The sequence below is a fragment of the Gracilibacillus pellucidus genome (assembly GCF_033949965.1).
Classification (GTDB): Bacteria; Bacillota; Bacilli; order Bacillales; family Amphibacillaceae; genus Gracilibacillus; species Gracilibacillus pellucidus.
The window spans coordinates 299080-316205 of record NZ_JAWZSR010000003.1 but is presented as its reverse complement, the minus strand read 5'-3'; the positions used below and the strand labels follow the sequence as shown (position 1 = coordinate 316205).

Annotated in this window: 14 protein-coding genes; 8 read left to right on the top strand and 6 right to left on the bottom strand. The window is 37.1% G+C overall.

The annotated features are described in order from the left end of the window. Positions 1–24 precede the first annotated feature (24 nt). Positions 25–885, top strand: a complete 861-nt coding sequence (locus tag SH601_RS07160) for an SDR family oxidoreductase (RefSeq protein WP_319957588.1) — start codon at positions 25–27, stop codon at positions 883–885. Positions 886–961: 76 nt separating this feature from the next. Here SH601_RS07160 and SH601_RS07155 read toward each other — a convergent pair whose 3' ends face one another. The 4 genes from SH601_RS07155 to SH601_RS07140 all read right to left on the bottom strand — a co-directional run bounded on the left by SH601_RS07155 (position 962) and on the right by SH601_RS07140 (position 6270). Further along, positions 962–2380: an alpha-amylase family glycosyl hydrolase gene (locus SH601_RS07155; protein WP_319957587.1), complete on the bottom strand. Its 1419-nt coding sequence runs from the start codon at positions 2378–2380 to the stop codon at positions 962–964. A gap of 261 nt (positions 2381–2641) precedes the next feature. Continuing rightward, entirely contained in the window at positions 2642–4489 is a 1848-nt protein-coding gene (gene asnB, locus SH601_RS07150; protein WP_319957710.1) for an asparagine synthase (glutamine-hydrolyzing), read from the bottom strand. 122 nt (positions 4490–4611) lie between these two features. Beyond that, a complete protein-coding gene (locus SH601_RS07145) occupies positions 4612–4995 on the bottom strand; it encodes a YisL family protein (RefSeq protein ID WP_319957585.1) in 384 nt (127 codons plus the stop codon). Positions 4996–5097: 102 nt separating this feature from the next. Further along, a complete protein-coding gene (locus SH601_RS07140; RefSeq protein WP_319957584.1) occupies positions 5098–6270 on the bottom strand; it encodes a DUF418 domain-containing protein in 1173 nt (390 codons plus the stop codon). A gap of 119 nt (positions 6271–6389) precedes the next feature. Between SH601_RS07140 and SH601_RS07135 the strand changes: the two genes are divergently transcribed. From SH601_RS07135 to SH601_RS07110, 6 genes are all read left to right on the top strand, one after another. After that, positions 6390–6611, top strand: a complete 222-nt coding sequence (locus tag SH601_RS07135) for a spore germination protein (RefSeq protein WP_319957583.1) — start codon at positions 6390–6392, stop codon at positions 6609–6611. Between the two features lie 8 nt (positions 6612–6619). Further along, on the top strand, positions 6620–6823 hold the full coding sequence (locus SH601_RS07130) for a spore germination protein GerPB (RefSeq protein ID WP_319957582.1): 204 nt from the start codon (positions 6620–6622) through the stop codon (positions 6821–6823). Positions 6824–6906: 83 nt separating this feature from the next. After that, positions 6907–7443 (top strand): spore germination protein GerPC, encoded by a 537-nt coding sequence (gerPC, locus tag SH601_RS07125; protein WP_319957581.1) that lies wholly within the window; start codon positions 6907–6909, stop codon positions 7441–7443. 4 nt (positions 7444–7447) lie between these two features. Continuing rightward, complete coding sequence (locus SH601_RS07120; RefSeq protein WP_319957580.1) at positions 7448–7639, top strand: spore gernimation protein GerPD; 192 nt, start codon at positions 7448–7450, stop codon at positions 7637–7639. After that, a complete protein-coding gene (locus SH601_RS07115; protein WP_319957579.1) occupies positions 7605–8000 on the top strand; it encodes a spore germination protein GerPE in 396 nt (131 codons plus the stop codon). The genes SH601_RS07120 and SH601_RS07115 overlap by 35 nt, the downstream gene beginning before the upstream one ends. A gap of 19 nt (positions 8001–8019) precedes the next feature. Then, positions 8020–8238, top strand: a complete 219-nt coding sequence (locus SH601_RS07110) for a spore germination protein (protein WP_319957578.1) — start codon at positions 8020–8022, stop codon at positions 8236–8238. A gap of 21 nt (positions 8239–8259) precedes the next feature. On the opposite strand, the gene addA is transcribed toward SH601_RS07110, so the two are convergent. Both addA and addB read right to left on the bottom strand, forming a co-directional pair. Next, positions 8260–11961 carry a helicase-exonuclease AddAB subunit AddA gene (gene addA, locus SH601_RS07105; RefSeq protein ID WP_319957577.1) on the bottom strand — a complete coding sequence of 1234 codons (3702 nt, stop codon included), beginning with the start codon at positions 11959–11961 and terminating at the stop codon, positions 8260–8262. Next, positions 11961–15434, bottom strand: coding sequence for a helicase-exonuclease AddAB subunit AddB (gene addB, locus SH601_RS07100; protein ID WP_319957576.1), 3474 nt, complete (start codon positions 15432–15434; stop codon positions 11961–11963). The genes addA and addB overlap by 1 nt, the downstream gene beginning before the upstream one ends. A 262-nt stretch (positions 15435–15696) precedes the next feature. Here addB and SH601_RS07095 point away from each other — a divergent pair, with 262 nt between their 5' ends. Next, positions 15697–17115 carry an ABC transporter permease gene (locus SH601_RS07095; protein WP_319957575.1) on the top strand — a complete coding sequence of 473 codons (1419 nt, stop codon included), beginning with the start codon at positions 15697–15699 and terminating at the stop codon, positions 17113–17115. The last annotated feature ends 11 nt before the right edge of the window (positions 17116–17126 follow it).

The window sequence follows — 17126 nt, the reverse complement described above, 5'->3', positions numbered from 1 at the left end:
AAAAAGTGTCTAGGAGTGTTTTAAATGGCAAGTAATCAACAAAAACAAGTATTACCGCAGCAACATCAAGACAGGCAACCTGGGTTTGAATATAAAATGACACCACTTCCGGTTAGTATCCATTCGCATTATCAAGGTAGTAATAAATTAACAGATAAAGTAGCGATCATTTCAGGTGGTGATAGTGGGATTGGGCGAGCTGTAGCCATTCATTTTGCAAAAGAAGGTGCAGATATTGCGATTATATACTTTGATGAAGACCAAGACGCAAATGAAACGAAGAAACTAGTGGAAACAGAAGGACGTAACTGTAGTTTATTCCGCGGTGATATTGCAAGTAGCTCCTTCAGCAACGAAGTAGTGGAAAAAGTAATCAAGGAACATGGTAAAATAGATATCGTTGTTAATAATGCAGCTGTTCAATATCCACAACAAGATTTTCTTAACATCACAGACGCACAATTAGAAAAAACGTTTCAGATTAATATTTTTGGTTACTTTTATTTAACAAGAGCAGCATTACCGCATTTAAAAGAAGGAAATGTCATTATCAATACCTCTTCTATCACTGCTTTTCATGGTAACGAAACATTGATTGATTATGCTAGCACAAAGGGAGCGATTACCACTTTCACTAAATCATTAGCAAAGTCGCTCGCAACACAAGGGATTCGCGTGAATAGTGTGGCACCTGGACCAATCTGGACGCCACTAATTCCAGCCAGTTTTGATGAAAATCAAGTATCCACTTTTGGTTCCGATACAGAATTAGCTCGACCTGGTGAACCGGCTGAAGTTGCACCAGCATATGTCTACCTTGCTAGTGAGGATGCTAGCTATATAACAGGACAGACCATTCATGTGAACGGTGGGACCATTATTTAATACTAAACAACGCTTGGATAGCCACTTTTTTACTATCCAAGCGTTATTTTTAACATCGAAGCAATGAAAGCTAATTTTATGCTTGTTTTTTAAACTGACGATTTTTCACCCCAACCGCAATAATAAATGCGACAAAACCACCAAAGATGATAACCATCATGGAGATAAAAAACCAATTAAATCCACTATCTTCTTCTAAAATAAAGATATTACTTGTCTCACGATCCAAAATCACTTTATATGTACCATCTCTTTGTTGTCTAACAATATTATCTTCTAGCAGCCCTCTTAATTGCATATTTTCATCAATGTCCACAAGTGAAGCAACTTGTGTTTCCGTATCATTATTAATTGCTACATACATTACTTGCTCTGGAGTACTTCTTTTATACACTGACATTGCACCAGACTGTTCGATTAATTCTAGATCACCATCTGCCAGTGCATGAGAAGTCTTTCTAATCGTTGCCAGCTTTTCTAAATGATGCACTAATTCATCGTCCTCTTTATTCAGTTCAGCCATTCTGTGATCTGGTTCATCTACACCATTATCCATTGGAACCTCTACTCCTTGATAAAGGAATGTTGAGCCTGGCAACGTATAAAGCAATGTTACTGCAAGTTTCCATCTCGTAATAGGATGATAACCTTCTTTCACTGCCTCATGCGCAAAACGTGAGGTCAAAGCTGACTCTACATAGTGTACACCTGGTATGTTCTCTGAGAATAGTTCTTCTAATGATTGTCCAGGTTGTTTCAATATGTCTACTATTTCTGTCTGAAATACTGGATTCATCCCATTCTCATCATTCGCACCATCAATGATGAGAAGCGCATCTTCTTTTTCTGCATTTATACGTTGACGCAATTCATCAATGAAGCTTCTCGGGGTCTGTTCATTCACATAGACATGAAAACCATCAACTTCCGCATTGTTCATCCAATATATAGCTGTTTCAATGAAATATTGTTGTACATCTTCGCGATTCAAATCAACGGTTGGAAGTTCTTCTGCTAATGGATTCATAGAAGATTCTGCAATCCAGCCAGACTGTTCTGATACCAAACTATGCTCAGCAGAAACATGTGAAATAGCATAATCTAGAATGATTTTTATATCATTTTCATGTGCTGCATTCACAAGGTTTTGTAAGTCTGCCACACTGCCGAATTGCGGATCGATCGTTTGGTGATCTAACGGATCAAAGCCGTGGTAAGAATCCGCTGTCATTATGGGGCTTAAATTAATCGTTGTAATACCTAAGTCACTTATCGTAGGCAACTTGTCTATTATCCCTTGCAAATCTCCACCATGATAAGCAGAAGGATCATCAATATTAATGTCGATATCATTGCTGTTATCACCATTGACATACCTGTCCACCAAAATATAATAGATTCTTTCTTCCATCTCTTCATCTGCCATAACGGTTAAACTAGGTGCCACACATAAAAGCAAAAACAAAATGAAAACTATCTTTCTTATGTACTGCATAATGGTCTCCTTTTCTAAAATAGATTCATTATCTATTATCCTAGACAATCAAGAAAAGTCAAACAAGGAAATAGGAAAAATTGTAGGCTTGATAAGCTGTCTCATGGACATAACTCAGGCCAATTTAAAAGTTATGTCCTTCATAAGCCTTCTCACAGACATAACTCGGCCTAATTTAAAAGTTATGTCCTTGATAAACTCTCCTGAAAACAAAATAAAGAAAGCTAACTATATCCAATCAATAGTTAGCCTCTTGCAACCTTATATATCTATCGTTATCTCATGTTCTTTTAACCAAAAATCTATTTGAGCTAAATGTGCTAATAGTTGTGGTCCAGTCATCAATTGACCAAACCATGGTGCACTAATATCGGACGCTTTTTGTTCAACCAATACTCTTACTTTTTCACGATCTAGTACCTCAAATAATCTTGCATCTTTATCATTAATAATGTCATTCATCCAACTTGTCACCGCACTTGTATATGCTGGATGATGTGTTTTAGGATAAGGACTCTTCTTTCGGTAAAGAACCTCATCTGGTAGAATGCCTTCCAATGCTTTTCTCAAAATTCCTTTTTCTCTATCACCATACGTTTTTATTTCCCAGGGAATATTCCATACATATTCGACAAGATGATGATCACTAAACGGAACACGTGCTTCAAAGCTTGCTCCCATACTCATACGATCTTTTCTGTCCAATAATGTAGGCATAAACCAATGCATATTGACATAAAACATTTGCCTGCGTGCTTTTTCTTCCTCATCTTCCCCATCTAATAACGGTGCTTCCGCAACAGTCTCTTCATACCGGTTTATTAAGTAAGAAGAAAGGTCTAATTGTTGATCAAGCTCATCACGTAATAGATTTTGTCTAACCTCCGATGATCGTATCCACGGAAACCCTGGTCGATTCAAATCATCTTCGCGATAAAACCACGGATATCCACCAAAAATTTCATCAGCACACTCTCCTGATAATGCTACTGTTACATGTTGTTTCGTCTTTCCACAGAACCATAGCAACGAAGAATCTACATCTGCCATGCCAGGTAGATCTCGATAACGAACCGCATCCTTCAACAAATCAACCAATGTCTGATTATCAATGACAAAACTATGGTGCTTTGTTCCCAATGCTTGAACCATTTTTTCAATATAATGATTATCCTGATTTGGCTGGAAAGTGCTCTTCTTAAAATATTTATCATTTTCCTTATAATCTATCGAAAAAGTTTGTAATGCATCTTTTCCATTTGCTTCTAAGTATTTTGCAGCTATCGCTGTTATCGCACTTGAATCTACTCCACCTGATAAAAACGTACCAAGCGGAACATCTGAAACTAACTGCCTTTCTACTGCATCAATTAGTAAGCTTCTAACTCTTTCAGCAGTTTCTTCTACGGACTCGTCGTGCTTTTTACTCTCCACATTCCAATAGCGTCTTGTTTTCCAACCTGTTTGATCAAAAATCCCTACATGGGCTGCTTTTAATTCATGTAATTGATCAAACACACCATGACCAGGAGTACGAGATGGGCCAAGTGCAAATACTTCGGAAAGCCCTTCTTCTTTGATTATTGGTTTTACCTCATTATGAGCAAGAATAGCTTTGATTTCGGAACCGAATAACAACCCATTTTGATGCTGTTTATAGAACAACGGTTTTACTCCCAGTCGATCTCGCGCAAGAAATAAATGTTGTTTGACTGGATCCCAAATGGCATAAGCAAAAATACCATTTAATTTCTCTACATGTTCCTCTCCCCATTCCATATAGCTTTTTAATAGCACTTCTGTATCTGAATGAGAATCAAACTTCCACCCTCGCTTGATTAATTCCTTACGAATATCTTCTGTATTGTAAAGCTCCCCATTGTACACTAATACATATTGGTGTTGATCTTTTCTGTTACACATCGGTTGTCTCCCGCCAGCAGGATCTACTACGATTAAACGCTGATGTCCAAACCCTACATGTGTTTCAAAATAAAAATCTGTTTGATCAGGGCCACGATGACTAATACTTGTTGCCATTTGTTCTATTTGAGTTCGTTCATTTTCAAGGTTCCGGGTAAAATCGATCCATCCTGTAATCCCACACATACTACATGACACACCCTTCCCTTTTATAGTAACTTTAACTAATGTATGCAGCAATATGGAAAAAATGCAACAATCTTCCCAAGAAAACGAAAAGGACGCGGGAATTCCCGCGTCCTCCTTGATTACCCCATAAACTGAAAACCGATCGGCAGTCTGCCTAAACCTAGAACCAACACGATCACAAATGCAATAACGATTTGTATCCAAGCACCAGTTGCTGGTTTTGCTTTACTTGTCTTCGTTAGTAACATCTCCATGGCACCAATCATCCATAAACCAGCTACCATTTTCACGATTACTTCGCCAAGTATACCAGCTGAGCCTGTGTACACCGAAAAGTAATGTGTAAATAGTAAAACACCTGTAATAATGATTAACAAATAATCTAGTCGTAAAATCATATGTAGTATTTTTCCTGCCTTATTACCGCTCTTGTACATAGCATAAGAAACAAGCAACAAGATTACTCCAATTACCCATGCCGTAATGTGTAAATGTGTCGTCATCTTTTACATACCCCCAATAGTTAGACTTACTACTTGTATCATATCATGGTTTGAAACAGATTTCATTTACAATACTAACATTTCACTCCATCGTCATAATGATTATCTTTTATTAGCTAATCTTTGCTTATAATTGAGACTTCGCCACAACCATTCTAACGGTCCTCGCTTGTACTTCTGTAACCAGAGATAACTTAATACAATTTGAATGATGTATACAATGATACCAATCAAAATAGTTTGAAAAGGTGTTAGCATACCATATAAACCAAAGCCAACCGAATAAAATAACATAAATCCGATAATCGACTGCAAGATATAATTAGTTAACGCCATTTTTCCAACGTAGCCTATCAGTATAGCTAGTTTCTTCATCTTGTTAAAGAGAAGTGTTATCGTTATAATATAAAAAATAGCTGAGGATGTACCACCTATTACATTATGTACCCTAGTGAACCAAATTGGGTATCCAAATGTATATGGTACCACTTTGCATAAGATGGATAGTAGTAGCGTAGCTATCCACCATTTTTGCAATATTTTCCTATGTGACTGAATATCATGTAACCATTTATTCCGAGCAAAAAGTAAGCCAAGCAAAAAGATCGGCAACAAATTACAAATTGTCAAAATCAGTTGAAAAACCGTGTTACCAACTAGCCAGTCATTCGCATTTTGACTTAAAACTTCTCCTAAGGTTCCATTTCCATAATGCTGATACGCTTGTTCAATGGCAACCATATTAGCTAGACTGCTCATATCCCCTAGCAAACTGGCTAAATATAATAACCCTGTAAACATAGACGTTGGAATCAATAAAAGGCATAAACTCCAGACAATTAACGTAACATTTTGACGTTTTAAAAATAGTAATAATAAAAATCCAGTTATAGCATATGTAATAAGAATATCACCATGCCAAAATAAAAAGGCATGAACCAAACCAAAACCTAATAAAATAATTAAACGGCGTACCAGCCATTTTTGTGGTGCTTCCATCTTTTTTGAATGTAGGTTTTCATAAATAATTTGCATGCCGAAACCAAATAAAAATGAAAACAACGAATAAAAACTAGACTGAAAGAAAATCTCCACTATTGCTTGCCATATTCCTGGATCATCTAATCCCCAATAATTTGAGCCATTACTATACATAAAATATGGGGCATGGAAAGCTACTAAATTAACAATAAAAATACCAAAGATCGCAAATCCTCTCGCCGTATCTATCCATGGCAATCTTTTATTCTCTGCCAAAGGTGCTGCTTTACTCACTAATGTCCACGCTCCCTTACGCTCCCTTATATATTTTTCTACCAACACATGTATCACAAACTAACTCCACTTTTCATAAACTTAATATAGAATATTGTATCAATGTTAGGATGATGTCAATGCCCGCAATTGTTGGTGCAGTGAAAGTTATCAATCTTAGTTCTTCAAGTATCTTTCATATTGGCGATGTCTATAAAATCGAGCCATATACACAATCCAAAACCTTCGCTGGTGGTGGTTCCTTTAACACAGGAAATGAAATGCGGATTCATATGGTTAACGCCCAAACACATATGGTAGATAATGACCAATTCGATCAAAATATAACCGGTATATGGTAGGTGATAGGATGAATTTAACGGTAAATCAATCGATATATATTCATTTTTTAAAAGTGGAAAGCATCAATAACTCATCTGTTTTACAAATCGGCAGTACTGGGAAAATACAGGCACTCTCCCAATTATACAATACTGGTGGTTTTACCGGACCCGCTGAAGAAGCTGGCCCTGATGGTGTATCCACTCCACTAGTCCCATTATCCCCATTCTAATATTATTAAGAAAGGCGCTCAGAGCTAGACAAATACGCAAATCTTATACTTTCTTTACTTATCCAAAAAGGGAGTGATGACACATGGATTACCAAATGATGGTTTATTATATCACACAACTACAACAACATGTTCAACAACTTCATCATCAAATCAACTCCTTAGAGCAACGACTACAAAAGCTTGAACAAAAACAAGGGAATAAAACAAACATCGAAAAGCTCGAATATCACTTTGACCAACTAAAAATTGAGCGATTAGACGGTGCTCTCCATATTGGAATCACTCCTGAGGACTTACAATCCATTGATGAATTATCTATACCAGGGCAACATAATGGAAGCATGCCACCTATCCATCAAGCGTTAGATCAATATGTTCAAGAGGAGCTGCCTGAACACTTGCAAGCATTAGAACAAGAATATCAATTCCCGTTAGATCCAATCTACCGACAAACATTATTGAATGATATGAGACAACAACTTGCGGAAAGAATTACTCATTATAGCCAAGACAATGTTGTGCCAGAACAAATGAATCAACATATCATGACAAATGTAAAAAAAGAACTGCATACCGGATTAAAACAATGGTTTATAAATAAACAAAAGGAGCAATAATAGCATGTACTATAAAGTGAATAATTGGAATTTGTCAGTTGGAAATATTTCGCTTGATGATGTGACTAGTTCTTCCCTTTTTATTATCGGTGACAGTCATGAAATTCATTTATCTTCCCAGTTTGATACACCACCAGAATCATATATTGTAGGAAGCGCTAATGAACAACAAACCGTTCACACACCGAACAACTAACGTAAATCAGTTGTGGGTTAATAGTGTTGCAGATAGTTCCGTACTTCAAATTGGTGATACGAAAGAGTTAAATCCGAACGCGGATATTCTCGCCGTACAAAAAGAAGGTGGCATTACTAGTGATCAAGGATTTCATTTCGAGCAGTACCCAATCTTTCACACAACTATTCGACCTCTTCTTGATCAAAATATCATACTTGGCGAACGTAACCATTATAGGTCCAATATCCATGTGACAAATATGGATATCAGAGCACTTTCTACCTCTTCTTGTATGCAAGTCGGTAATGTGAGTAACGTGCACGCACTTTCTCGCACAAAGCACATTCGTATCATACAGTCTGAAAGAAATGCAAATTAAGCAGAAAGGTCGTGATTTTTTGCCCTCTATTGTAGGTCCAATCAAGATTAATAGTGTTGGTGGTGGAGTGATCAACTTTGGTGACAGTTTATACGTATCACCAAAAAGTGCAGAAAAATCTTCTTCAGGAGCTGGCTCTAATAATACTGGTGATTTCTTAAACACAAATACTGGTTTTAATATTACAAGCACGGTTGATCCAGATGTATCAGATCAAGCAATAGGTGGAAATGCATAAGGAGTAGCTACTCCTTATGCATCATACTTCAACAAGTAAACTTTTATCGAAGAAATAGAGATATTTCTCCTTCACTGGTCGTTTCCAAATTTGCTCTAATGCTTTTGCATAGAGATTGACTTGAATGAGATACCGTTGCTTCAATTTTGCTTCTAGTTCGGCACTTTCTTCCTCAGTTATTTGATCTGTCTTATAGTCAATTAAGATTAAACCTTGCTCGGTCTCGATGACACAATCGATCACACCTTGTAAAAATATGCGTTCTTCTTCCTCTTCTGTCCAATTAGGATACACTTCTTTAGCAGGTAAAGTTAAACTAAACGGTATTTCTCGTTCCACTTGTTGAGCTTCTACAATACGTTTACCGATATCCGTTCCAAAAAATGCTAAGATAGCTTGTTTATCAATGACATTGCCCTCTTCAGCTGTAATCATTTCCTGCGCCTCTAATTTTGCAATAAATTCTGTTAAGCCCGCTTCTGTCCATTCATCCGTGAGTGGTAAATGCTGCATAACCGTATGCATAGCTGTACCAATTTCGGCGCGGGTTAATGTCTGTTCCTGCTGCATAAAACGAGGTCTCTTTCTAATCGGCGCACGGAAAGCATCAACTATTTGCTGGGCACTATAGACATCTTTTACTTCATGTTGACGTTTCATTTCCGTTACCGTTTGCTTCGCTCTATAAAAAACAGAGTCCTGGTATGGATACTTGTATTCTAAATGATGAACGACTTTCTCCTCTAATTCTTTATTTTCTAATTCTAAGCCTTTCCACTCGTGAATTGCCGTTTCAAGTGCTTCGATTTGTTCCCGATTTGTATCATCTATATCTTGATAGTTACTCTGATGGACACGCTCGATCTTCCAAATAGACATGTCCTCTTCTATATCTGTTGGTACTTGCAAGCTTTCCTCATTACGTAAGATACTACCTTTTTGATGACGAACTAAGCTAGCCCCCACCCAGTCAAGATATGATAATGCTTCTAATCGATAATAAGACGGTAGAACCCAATCATGGTGATTGACTAAGTTTGCCCATTTCTTTTTCTTCTTATCTAATGATCCTACTGTACCGATTAATACGACTTTCTCCTTCGCTCTCGTTAACGCAACATATAATACTCGCATTTCTTCGGCTAGCATTTCTCGCTGCATTTGTTTCTTAATACCATGATATATCAGGGTTGGATACATAATTCGCTTAACGGGATCAATATATTTCGTCGCAAAACCTAATTCCTTATGCAATAAATATTTTGCCCGCAAATCTTGTTGATTAAATTGCTTATTCATTGCACCGACAATTACTAAAGGAAATTCTAACCCTTTACTTTTATGAATCGTCATAATTCGAACAACATCTTCCTGTTCACCTAAAGCTTTTGCTGCGCCTAAGTCATCTCCCTTTTCCTCCATCCGTTCAATAAAACGTAGGAAACGGAATAACCCTCTGAATGACGTTGATTCATAACTTTTAGCTCGGTCATATAAAGCACGCAAATTCGCTTGACGTTGGCGACCACCAGGAATTCCTCCAACAAAATCATAATAACCAGTCTCTTGATAAATATTCCAAATCAAGTGGGCTAATGCTCCTTGTCTAGCTTCACGACGCCAATATTCTAATTGTTGCAAGAAATGTTCAATTGCTTCGTTATCCGTCGTTTTGACGTATTCCTTTAATGCCTCAAAATATGGTGCACCTCTTTTCGCCAGACGAACTTTGGCAAGCATGTCTTCATCCAATCCAACAATTGGCGATTTTAGTACAGATGCTAAAGGAATATCTTGTCTCGGATTATCAATTACCTTCAGTAAACTAATCATCACTTGGATTTCAATAGCTTCTAAATATCCAGTAGAAAGCTCTGCATATACAGGGATTCCTTGCTTTTTAAATTCCTCCATAATCGTCGGCGCCCATGTCATGGAGCGTAATAAAATAACGATATCGCGATATTCTACTTTTCGAGATTGGCCAGTCGCCTTGTCCATAATCTCCGTAGGATTCTCTCCATTTGCTCCAATCCATTCTTTAATCTTCGTTGCATAAGCACGTGCCTCTAGTTGTGCTTTTTCTAAATCTTCTTCATTTTCACTGTCTTCTGCTAGCTCCTCTGTTTCATTTGTTTCCTGATCAATAAGCAGTAGTTCTGTCTCTGGATTTGAAAAAGGAACCTGATCATAGTCCTTATTACCATAGATTAATTCAGCATCTTCGTCATAATCGATATCGCCGACTTTTTGATCAAACAACTGTCTAAAAATATAATTTGCTGTACTTAGTACTTGCTCACGACTTCGGAAATTTCTTGCTAAATCAATTCGATAGCCTGGATCTTCTTCTGTCGCAAATCGATTATATTTTTCAATAAAAAGTGTTGGCTCTGCATGACGAAAACGGTAAATACTTTGTTTCACATCACCAACCATAAACATGTTGCCTTCATTCTCTTGATTAGATACGAGCGACAAAATTGTTTCTTGCACAATATTTGTATCTTGATACTCATCCACCATTACTTCTGTGAATCTTTGCTGAAACTCAAGCGCGACCGATGACGGTTTTCCGCTTTCCTTATCTTCTAATAAAATCTCTAAAGCAAAGTGCTCCAAATCAGAAAAATCAACGAGACCTTTTTCCTTCTTCGCTTCCTGGTAAGCAGCTTTAAACTGTTTAATCATTTCCGTTAGTTGTTTAATCGTTGGATGAAGCTCTTCCATATCACGAAGATGATCAGCTAAACTTCGTGTAAACCAATCGTTCGCAATATTTCCCCATCTTTTCTTTATTTGATCACGAATCGTTTTGACTGTCTCTTTTTTATCTTCATTACATTCTACTTTTTTACGCGACAAAGCTTTAAATTTACTACCAGCAAAAATCGTTCGCCCTTCTTCCCATGAAACAGCAATGGCACCTTTTGCCTGCTGAATCATCTCCTTATCTAAATCGATTGCTTCTGCATAATGATAAGGACCGTCACTTTCCCTTGTTACATCAAGCGCTTGTTCTGCTAATTGCTCCATCACCTCTAATTGATCGATAACCTCTTCTTTCAACAACGCTAGCCATGGAATTTCACTTTCCGCTAACTCTGTATTAACTCGATAAATTGTTGCCATCTGCTCAAGCCAATAATCTGGATTTGGGTGTTGGATCGAAAACTCATACATTTTCAAAATAAGTGATTCCACTTCTAAGTCATTACGATCACTACTAAAACGATCTACAACGGCAAAAAATGCTTCTTGTTCACCTGCTGATTCGTTACCATACCACTCTTCAAATAATTGCTCTAAAACATCTTGACGAATTAGGTCTGCCTCAATATCATCCGCAATTCGGAAATTGGGATCAATATCAATTTGATACGCATATTTGCGGACTAATTCCATACAAAAAGCATGCAAAGTTGAGATGGAGGCATTTTGTAATAAGGATAATTGTTTTTTTAAATGATTCGATGTTGGATTATTTTCTAAAGCTGATTCAATCGCTTCCCCAATTCGATTACGCATTTCTTGTGCAGCTGCATTGGTAAACGTTACGACAAGCAAGGTATCAATATCGACTGGCTGTTCTTTCTGTAATAATTTTTGAATAATCCGTTCTACAAGGACAGCTGTTTTACCAGAGCCTGCCGCTGCTGCTACTAGTATATTTTTTCCTGATTGATAAATGGCTTCTTCTTGTTCTTTTGTCCATTGTGGCATTATTCTTCACCTCGCTTGATCGCTTCGATAACTTCTTCATCTTTCATCTCTTTTAACTTACGGTAATTATTTTCTGCTAAGGTCGGGTCAAATTGACAAACCGAACGGAACTCACAAAATGTACATGCTGTTAATTGCTGCTGTTGATATGGATTAAGGTCTACTTTCCCTTCTGTTATAGCAAGTCCTGCATTTTCCATTAATTGATGAATATAACGGTGCAATTCGTCAAAGATTTCTCGTTCGGCAACTTGTGATCCTTTATAGAAAGATCCGCTTTTACTAAATCCTGCCGGAATAATGTTACTTCTACCTGATTCAAGTGATGTATCCATCATTCGAACGACATCTTCTTGGTCAACAAGTAAACCTTTCATCTTGAACTTTTTAAATATTTCTTGTTCGATTTTATCCTCTGCTAGGAAGTCACTAGCTGAAACCATTGGATTATGGACATGGAAGTACAGAACGCCTGCTGGTGATGCTTGGTGACCTAGCCAGCTTTCTGCATTTTGTAATACCACATCTAAGTAAGCAAGCATTTGTAGCGCTAGCCCATAATATACTTCTGTTAAATTCAACCCTTTTGAGCTTGACTTATAATCAATAATACGTAAATATAGTTGTTCATTCTCGATCGCTTGATCTACACGGTCAATCCGACCTCGCAACATCAATGTATAATCATTTGGTAATTGGACGGTTAACGGGTTTAACTGGTCAGGATAGCCAAACCCTACCTCTAATCCAACCGGTGAAAAATTCGTTTTTCGAGCCTGTTCACTAAGCACATATGTCGCTCTTGCAATAACATTTTCTAATTTACGTTGAATGTATTGATAACGATTCGAACTATGCAAAATTTGATGCTGTAATACAGAAGCCAGTTGTCCTACAGCACGATGCGCATATTTTTTCGCTTCTTGATCATAAATATCTGCAAACTGTCGACCTTCCTTTTGAATCCATTCTGTTATTTGTTTCAACGCTTCATGGAAAAGCTGACCAATATCTGGTGCATCCAATTTATAGGTTGGACGCTCATCTAAATTCAAGCTATACTTAGCAAAATGTTGATAGGAACAGCGATGGTACATCTCTAATCTTGACACACTTGCTTTAATTTCTTTTTGATACAATTGTTTAACGGTTTCTTCCGCTAAATCTGTTGGTTTATTTTGATAAAAGAGACTGTTCAACACACGTTTATTAAGCGATGGTTGATCAGATTTTTCAATAAACCAATTTAATGTATAATCCCATATGTCATCAATTGGATAGCCTCTTAATTTTCTAGCTAATTGCGCTGTTAATGCACCTCTTGTTTTATTCGGTGTTGTGACAAAGCGCTCTGCCTCTGTCATTTCTTCTGGATCTTGCAGAAATAAACGCGCTTTTTGCTTCGGAAATATTTCTTCCATTCTTTTGATTAATGGAGAGGCAACTTTCTGTTTTCCTTCTTCATTACTAATTGGATAGCTCACCCATAAATAATCAGATGGTAAAGTGAAAGCTAAATAGACATAAAACCAGTCGTCTAATAATTGACGCTTGCTTCCGTTTGCAAGTTGTAAGCCATGTGTTTGTAAAAGAGTACGCTCTTCTTCCGTAATCAAACCATCTCCGCCTGGCTTCATTGGCCATGTCCCTTCATTTACACCTAACAAAAAGGCCGCTCTTATACCATGCATACGTGAACGGTCAATTGAACCTACTACAACATGATCAATACTCGGTGGAACATGAGAAAAGCGCAACGAATCAAATCCAGATTCTAATACATTCCGAAATGTTTGAAGTTCCATCTCTTCTTCACCAGCCACTTCCGTAATCTCCTCTAAAAGCTGGATAATTGCATCCCAAACCTGGTCTTGTTCACGTCCCTTTTCCACACGACCTTCTTCATCATATAAGTCTCGCATCGTTTCTAACCGATTTGGTGCACCAATTGATTCCAGCCATTCAAATAAAGCAATAGCCTTTTCTTTTATTGTCGGCAATTCTCGAAGCTTCTTATCAATATCAGCAAGTGCATCTGTCACCTTTTCACGATATGTGTTAATTCGGTTTTGTGTGTCCAACTCATTATCCGTTTGCGCTGACTGATCAAAACCTTTGAATCGTTGGAATATCCATGGCTTATCACTTAACCATCTGCTTCGCCCTCGAACACCATATTCCAACACATAATTCTCCAATTCATCGATTGCTTCTTGGTCTAACTTGTCGTTACCTGCACCAATTGGGATAAAACCAGCCTTTAACAAACGAAAAACTGCATCATAACGCCAATTCCCCTCAATAACATCAAGTAGAGAGCGAATCGTTTCAATCAACGGATGGTGTAGCATCGTTCTTTTTTCATCGACAAAAATAGGAATTTGGTAATCTTCAAATACGGTTGTAATCAAATCATGATACACGTCTGGCTCACGAAGTAAAACCGCAATATCCCGATATCGATATCCTTTATCTCTTACTAATTGGACAATTTCTTGTGCCGCTCCTTCTATCTCTGCACGTGGATGAACTGCTTCGGCGATCTGAATCGGAGCTTCGCTATCGTAACTTTGAACAGGTCGACTATCGAAATGCTGATCTAAATGGATAAACGCATTCTCTTCGCCTTCCTCTGCTTTTAATGACGTTACTTCTGTGGGAATCATTGCTTGTTCAGCTAATTGCTTAATTTGATAATAGGTTTCTTTCGTTTGATAGAAAAGATCTAACGGTACTATTTCTTCATTGTTTACATTATCAACGGTTAATGTAATCGTGACATTTTTTGCTTTCTTCAACATGACATCTATTACGAACAATTCCTGTGGTGTAAATTGATGAAAACCATCAATATATATAGTAGTGTCCGCCAGAAAATTAGTTGTTTCTAGCTTTTCTATTAACTGCTGTAATTGATCTTCACTGTCCATATAATGACCAGCAAGTGCTGTTGTCAATTGCTGATAAATATAAACTAAGTCATCTAATTTATTATGTAACGCCTTTTCACTAATTGTTTGATGCTGAAATCGTTCCATTTCTTCCATTTGCATATGAATAGCATCTGGTGTGACACAATAGCGTTTAAATTCCGTTATCATGGTTTCTAATTGTTCAATAAAGCCTTGTTTTTCAATAGCCTTTTGGAATACTTTCCACTCTTCTGTTCTTTCTTCCACAATTTTTCGCAGCATCATTTGCATCCCAGTTGATGTAATGTATTTCTTTGTTGCCCCTCCTGTTAGTTGCATAACACGCCAAGCTAATCGTGAAAAACTATATACTTGTGCACGAATCGAGCCATTGACATCGGGATCATTTAATAATGCATATTCTTGTTGGAAGGTCATTTGATCTGGTACTAGATAGATAATTGGAGGTCCTTGCGGGTTAGAGGCAAGCTCTTGTCTTATTTCCTTGAGGCACTCTTTACTTTTGTTCACCGTTGCATTGCCAATTAAAAATCGCAACAAAGAAGACACCTACTTTCTTATTCCTTTTGTTTATTCTATCACAGATTATATCAAACGTACGTTCCTGAGTAAAATGATAGCTGCTTAAAATAAGAATATGATAGATGTCTTTACCATGAATTAAGAAGATACAGTTATTTATTCATTTTATTACAAGAAATTATAATTTTTTGTAATATACGGAACTTTTTCCTTAGTTAATACGTCTATAATATATAGGAATTATTTTTTTGAAGACATTATAGAAAACAGGGGGAAGATGATGAACTTTTTTAAGAGAGGACTACTAAGTGTTACGAGAAGATTAGGCAAATCTTTTATTCTACTTGCCGTCTTATTTATTCTCGGAAATGTAATTGCTGGTGCAATTTCCATTTCACAAGCAACAAGTAATGTGGAGAAAAACATTAAAGAAAGACTTGGAACCGCTGCAACGGTAGAGCTTGATTATGAGCAAATTGAAGAACTAGATGAATCGGAGTTAATGGAAATTGATTTTAGCTCTGTTGGAACCGATTTAATTAAACAAATCGGAGAACTACCATATGTTAAATACTATGATTATAACGCAACAGACTATCTCCCTTCAGAAGATATGGAAAGATATGAAGGAACAGCAGGAGAAGTGGACTTTGGCGATGATATGATACACTTCGAAATCAAAGGGGTTAATTACGCATCCATTCTTGACTTTGAAGAAGGGAAGGCTAATCTAATTGATGGTCGTGTATTTAACGATGATGAAATTACCAACGGAAGTCCTGTGACCATTATTTCTAAAAATTTAGCAGAAGCAAACCATTTACAAGTTGGGGATACATTTAACTTACTAAACCAAGTCTATGATTACGACGAGGAGACTGGGGAGGAAAGCATTACTGATTCACGGGACGTTCCATTAGAAATCATTGGGCTTTTCGAACCTACAACCGTTAATACAGAGCAAAATAATGACGATGATTTCCATGATTTTATGGATGGTGAATATCAAAATACACTTTATGTACCTAACGAAATGATTTTCCAAGAGTCGCAATTTGCTTATGGGCTTGATGATGATTTGTCCATGGATGATATGTATCTTTCACCAATCTTCGTCCTAAATAATGCAGAGGATGCGGAAGCATTTGAGCAGGAGACATTACCATTATTACCGCAGTATTATATTGTGCATCACGCTACAGATACATACGAGAATATTGCTGGTCCAATCGAGTCGATGTCTACTCTAGCTAAATATGTATTGATCGTTGCTGTTATTACTACCATTCTTATTATCGGTTTAGTTGTTTTGCTATTCCTACGTGATCGTAAACATGAACTTGGTATCTATCTATCATTAGGAGAATCTCGTCTACGTGTAGTTGGACAAATCATGACAGAGGTTATTATCATTTCCATTATCGGAATGACTTTGTCCCTCTTCACCGGAAATCTACTAGCACAAACTGTTTCTAGTTCGATGATTGAATCTAACAGTTCGCAAGAGGAGGATTTCTATTCTTATACAGAGCTAGATCCGCAAGTATCTTCTACAGATGTAATTGATGCTTATGAAGTTAGTTTATCAGGAGAATTCGTCTTATTCTTCTATGTAGTCGGAATGTTAACAATTCTTTTATCAACACTTATTCCATTAATTTATATTGTACGACTAAACCCTAAGAAAATAATGATGTAAAAGGAGGCACC